Genomic DNA, 5,440 nt, shown 5'->3' with positions numbered 1-5,440 from the left:
AAGCAAAAAACACCGTTTAGTAAAAAAGACTAAAACGGTACTTTTTCAATACACTAGATTATTTGACGCTTACGATCAATTCTGTATCCTTTAATTTAATCGATAAAAATATTATTGATTTTAAGCTAAAATAAAAAGCTAATCTCTTTGATTAGCTTCATAATTCTAATTAGTGATTTAAAATTTTATCCTTAAAATAATTAAAGTATGTTGTTTCGCCCGTAATAATAGTTAAATTACCTTGCATTCCATATCTAAGTTTATCTGCATTTGACACAGTTACAGTAGATAATACTTGATAAGCATTCTGATTATGAACATTTACAGGATAAGTATCTACTTGCGTCACTTTTCCTTTTAATCGTAAAGTAGCACCTTGAGCATTTGGTATTTGAAAAAAGACGGTTTGTCCCTTATCAATTTCGGTTACTTGGCTTCCAGGAAAATAACTTATTAACTCTAATTTTTTATTAGTGATGATTTTCGGCATCAAATAAGCAACTTTTTTATTTTCATCTCGATGAACAATTCTCGCAGATTTCAACTTATACTTTTGATTATTTACTAATGTAATTTTACTATTTTTCCTAATAATCTGTCCTTCATGATATTTAGAAATTGGAGCATTTAAAACATGCTTAGGCTCTGCGATCCCTATCGACTCTACAACATTTTGTTTAATTGCAAAAAATGACCCTATTATCAATATAACGACCAAAATAGCCATTGGTGCAATTATCATTGTTGAAAAATTCTTAAACTTATAAGAATAGAATTCACTACTTGCATAATTTTTATTATCCATAATGAGCGCTCCTATCCTTTAACTAACTTATAATAAAAACCATGTTTCTGCATTAATTCGGCATGACTTCCGTGCTCTACAATCTGACCATGATCTATAACCACAATATTATTTGTTCTTTCTGCAATAGCTAATCGGTGAGCAATAAAAATAACCGTTTTATCAGTTAAATTCATCAAATTATCAACTACTTTCTTTTCAGTAATTGTATCTAGCCCACTAGTAACTTCATCGAAAATCAAAATTTTAGCAGGTGATAATAAAGCTCGAGCAATTGTTAATCTTTGTTTTTGACCACCCGATAATATTTTGGCATTTTCATCCATTTTAGTATCAAATTGTAAAGGTAAGTTTTGAATTTCATGATCAATTTCTGCAATTCGACAAGCATGAAGAATGTCGGTTTCAGTAAGATTATTTCGGCTTCCTAAAAGTAGATTCTCTTTAATAGTACCAGAAAAAATATATGGGGTTTGCGGAACATAATTAACATAAGATCGTAAAACATGTTTATCAATTTCCGTAGTTTTCCATCCATTAAAAGTAATTTTACCCTTACTTGGTGAAAAGAAATCAACCAACAATTTTACCATTGTCGATTTGCCTGAACCACTCATTCCAACAATTGCTAATTTATCATTGGGCTGAATTTTTAAGTTAATATTTTTTAGCACATCAACCCCATAGCCATAGTGATAGTCGACATTTTGATATTCAATTAATCCATTCAATTGTTTCCGACTATTAATATGTGCTTTCTTTTTAAACTCACTTTCTACCATATATACTTCATTTAAGCGATTTTGTGCAACATTAGCAGATTGCAAAGTAGGTTGTAAATTAATAATATTTTGTAGCGGATCAATAAAATATGAAAGCAAAGCATTATATGTCATTAACTGACCAATACTCATTTGACCCTTCATTACAACTTTCGCACCTACCCACAAAATTATTACGTTAAGAGATAATTGTATAAAAGATTTTAATGCAGTTTGTAATGATTCTGTTTTACTATATTTGAAAGATTTCTTAAGATAATTTACAAATTGATTGTCAATCCGTCGATAACGTACATTTTCACTATTTAGTGCCTTAATAGTTTCAATGCTTTGAATATCTTCAATCACAGAAGAACTAAGAATTGCATTGCTTTCCATTTGATCGTTATTAAGTTTTTCAAATTTTCGAGTAAAACTTAGAATGACTACTGCATATATTGGCAAAGACAATAAAGTTATTGCAAATAGAGTTATATTTTGAATAGCAAGTACTGCACCCATAACAATTACAATGGATAAATCCAAAAATAAAGAAATTACCGTGCTCGCTAATGCATCAATAATTCTGCTTGCATCTGAAAATCTAGAAGTAATTTCACCAGTTTTACGCGTAACAAAGAATTCCATCGGTAATTCAAATATATGACGAATATATTGTAAATTAAGATCAATGCTTAGCCTTTGCCCCAAAACATTTAATAAAAAATCTTGCCCATAAGAGAAAATTGAATTAAATACATAAGCAATTAATAAACCAATTGCCAGTATTGATAAAGTTTCATATGTTCCATTAGGAATATATGTATCAATCAATCCTTGGAGAAAATATGAACTGCAGATACTAATAATTGTCATTAATAAAGCGGCCAGAATAATATTAGTTACTAGCCGCTTTTGCTTAAACATATAAGGAAATAAAGATAATAAATTTCTTCTTTTCTCTGTAACAGGTCGAAATTTATCGTTTGGCACCATTAAAAGAGCAACACCACTCCATTCTTGAGCAAACTTTTCCTTGGTCATCTTTGTTAATCCGACATCCGGATCGGGGTCAGCTATTAAAAGATACTTTTTTGTACTTTTCAAGACAATATAATAGTGCAACAACTCTCCATTTTTTATGACATGCACAATAAATGGATATTGAATATCATCTATATCAAATAATGACATATCTGCTTTTATAGCCTCTGTTTTTAAATTAAATTGTTGTGCTGTCTTAACTAAACCTAAAGCTGTAGTTCCTTCAAGATTAGTTCGAGCATAATGTCGCAAATGAGCAAGCGAAATGTTAGAATGATATTTTTTAAAAACCATTGCTAAACATGCAACACCACAATCTGATTCATCTACTTGAGGCACATATATTTTTTTATATTTAAAAAACATTGTATTTCCCTAATTTAGACTAATATCTTGATATTTATTCAAAATATTATTAATAACCTTCTTTTTATCACGTGAATATTTAATTTCATCTTTATTTGGAAAAATAATTAAACGTTCTGCTGGATTAATCTCATCAATATTTTCTGGATTAACTAAATATGACTGCGAAACCTTGATTAGGAAGGGATTTTCTTTATCTAGTTGACTAATATTTCCCTTAAATTCGCTATCGCCATTTTGTGTAACCATTCGAACCTTATGCTGGGTGAGGCTGTTTTCAATATAATAAATATCCGCTTCATTTACTTTTTGAATTCGGCGCCCTATTTTATAAGTCAAAGTTTTTATACCTAATTTTGAACTATTTGAAATATTGTCAAATGCATTTCTGAGCGTTTCACCTAAACGGCTAATTATTTCTTCTCGTACTTGCGATTTATTTATATAATCAATCGCACCAATACGACGGCGATAGGTCAACGGTGCATATTTGTCATAAGCTGTTACAAAAATAATTTGTCCATTCGGATCTTGTTTTTTGATAAATTCGGCAAGATCAACACCATTTTTCGCTTCGGCTTCTTTACTTAATTCAATATCCAAAAAATAAATACCATTTTTAACATCATTTGCAACCACGTAACCAACAGTCTGTTCAAATGTATTAGCGATGTAAGCAACTGAAGCATCAATATTTGCGTAATTAGAGTTTTCGTCTGTCATATTCTGAATAGCTACGTCTACTTCTTGCGCTAATTCTTTAGACAATATTTTGTTATCATCACAAATAATAATTGGATATTTCATTTTATTCATCATCCTCCGCGTCAATCATCATGTAAAAATCAAACCACCCGTCTTCAACTGTATGCGAAATTGTCATATTCGGATACTTGCTTTCGATATTTCGAATATTGGTTAAACCTAATCCCTGGTGATTTTTCTTCGTAGTAAAGCCTTTCTTTTGAATTTGACTAGCAGAAATATTCTTGTCATGAATTTTATTTCTAATTTCATATTCAAATTCATCCTTGCTATTAGAATAAAACATGATCTGAATTTCAGGTTTCAGACCCTTTTCTAGCATCAGTTGACTTTCTTCAATTGCATTGTCACATGTTATTCCGATAATTCGAATTAAATCTATTTCATTAACGTCCGGAATTTTTTTAATTACTTGACGACATTCCAAATTATAAGGGATATTTAAATCATACATTTCTGTAAGTTTAGAAATGATTATGCTCTTAATTGATTTAATATGAATATGATTAACGTCCTTATACTTTAACAAAGCTTTGGAATCGAGATTTGTCTGCGTATATTTATCCAATAAGTCAATTACTTCTTGGGTATTGCCTTCTCTTGCACTAATCTTTAGCGAATTAAGCATGTTGCGATAATCATGTCTAAAAGCTCGCAATTCATCTTCGCTTTTTTCAAGATAACCAGCATATTCCTCGAGCTGCTTTTGCTTTTCAATTTCTAACTTTTGCTTATTTCTCTTATCAATTTTTCTCTGAACTGCAATCATCTCATAATACATACTAATTGCAAATACAGACTGAATAATTATTAAAAGTGTAAATACTGAATAAAATGAAACATTTTTAGGCCTTAGATACACATATATTGCTACGATGCTTATAACAGATATATAAATATATACTAATAATCTCAAAAAAACTATCGAATTTTTGTCTAACAGATAAGACCTAATTTTTTTATTATACTTTTCTATTAGATAAAGAGCTAAGAACAAAAGAAAACAATCTAATATCCACTCAAAATCAAATTTTATTTCAGATAGCAACGATGAAAAAATGGAAGAAATTATACTTATTAATAAATCATTTGTACTAAAAATAAGTATTGAACCTAAAATTAATTTTTTATCACTATAATTTCTAAACAAAACATAGTATGCTAATATTTCAAAAATATTTGATAGCATAATATTTTGACTGCTTATAATAAAACTTAAAATCAAAACTATGCATACGAGTATTTTCATGCCAGAAGTTTTAACTTTAATTTTGGAAATCTTTAAGAAAATCCATAAATCAGCCAAAATAGATAAAAATGTAGGAATCACACTTATTAAAATCATTATTATTTCCCTTTATATTTAAACCAATTATTCATATATTTATATAATCCTGATCCTATTGTTGCTGTAGTAGTACTTTTTCCTCCAACAATTTTATTTAATTCTTCTTCATTCAAATTATTAACTTTCATATTTATGATCTCCCTTGCTTTTACATAATATCATGAACCATTCATATCATTTAAAACGGATCGATTTTGTCGAAAATTGGACCGATTTTGCTAAATCATATATTCTCCAACATTTTGTCATAAAAATAAAATAAATGCGACAAGTGTGATATAGTCCTACTTTAGTAGACAGTATAAATATATAAACTGTACTATCTATGAAAGTAGGACTTTTTGTATGTCT

Annotated in this window: 5 protein-coding genes; all 5 read right to left on the bottom strand. The window is 29.0% G+C overall.

Annotated elements, in window-relative coordinates; all coding sequences use genetic code 11:
• Positions 1–169 precede the first annotated feature (169 nt).
• Positions 170–805: a hypothetical protein gene (locus NFR82_RS08685; RefSeq protein WP_251717879.1), complete on the bottom strand. Its 636-nt coding sequence runs from the start codon at positions 803–805 to the stop codon at positions 170–172.
• Between the two features lie 11 nt (positions 806–816).
• Positions 817–2,976 (bottom strand): peptide cleavage/export ABC transporter, encoded by a 2,160-nt coding sequence (locus NFR82_RS08680; RefSeq protein ID WP_251717878.1) that lies wholly within the window; start codon positions 2,974–2,976, stop codon positions 817–819.
• Between the two features lie 9 nt (positions 2,977–2,985).
• Positions 2,986–3,783, bottom strand: a complete 798-nt coding sequence (locus tag NFR82_RS08675; RefSeq protein WP_251717877.1) for a LytR/AlgR family response regulator transcription factor — start codon at positions 3,781–3,783, stop codon at positions 2,986–2,988.
• 1 nt (position 3,784) lies between these two features.
• Positions 3,785–4,510: a GHKL domain-containing protein gene (locus NFR82_RS08670; RefSeq protein WP_251717876.1), complete on the bottom strand. Its 726-nt coding sequence runs from the start codon at positions 4,508–4,510 to the stop codon at positions 3,785–3,787.
• Positions 4,511–5,088: 578 nt separating this feature from the next.
• Positions 5,089–5,217, bottom strand: a complete 129-nt coding sequence (locus NFR82_RS08665) for a bacteriocin (protein ID WP_251717875.1) — start codon at positions 5,215–5,217, stop codon at positions 5,089–5,091.
• Between the last annotated feature and the right edge of the window lie 223 nt (positions 5,218–5,440).

Origin of the sequence: Lactobacillus agrestimuris (assembly GCF_943193025.1) — a bacterium.
Lineage (GTDB): Bacteria > Bacillota > Bacilli > Lactobacillales > Lactobacillaceae > Lactobacillus > Lactobacillus agrestimuris.
This window is presented reverse-complemented; position numbering and strand designations above follow the sequence as displayed.

Bases quoted from the DNA above. Each gene is read 5' to 3' on its own strand.
- NFR82_RS08685 (WP_251717879.1), bottom strand. From the start codon at position 805: ATGGATAATAAAAATTATGCAAGTAGTGAATTCTATTCTTATAAGTTT.
- NFR82_RS08680 (WP_251717878.1), bottom strand. From the start codon at position 2,976: ATGTTTTTTAAATATAAAAAAATATATGTGCCTCAAGTAGATGAATCA.
- NFR82_RS08675 (WP_251717877.1), bottom strand. From the start codon at position 3,783: ATGAAATATCCAATTATTATTTGTGATGATAACAAAATATTGTCTAAA.
- NFR82_RS08670 (WP_251717876.1), bottom strand. From the start codon at position 4,510: ATGATTGCAGTTCAGAGAAAAATTGATAAGAGAAATAAGCAAAAGTTA.
- NFR82_RS08665 (WP_251717875.1), bottom strand. From the start codon at position 5,217: ATGAAAGTTAATAATTTGAATGAAGAAGAATTAAATAAAATTGTTGGA.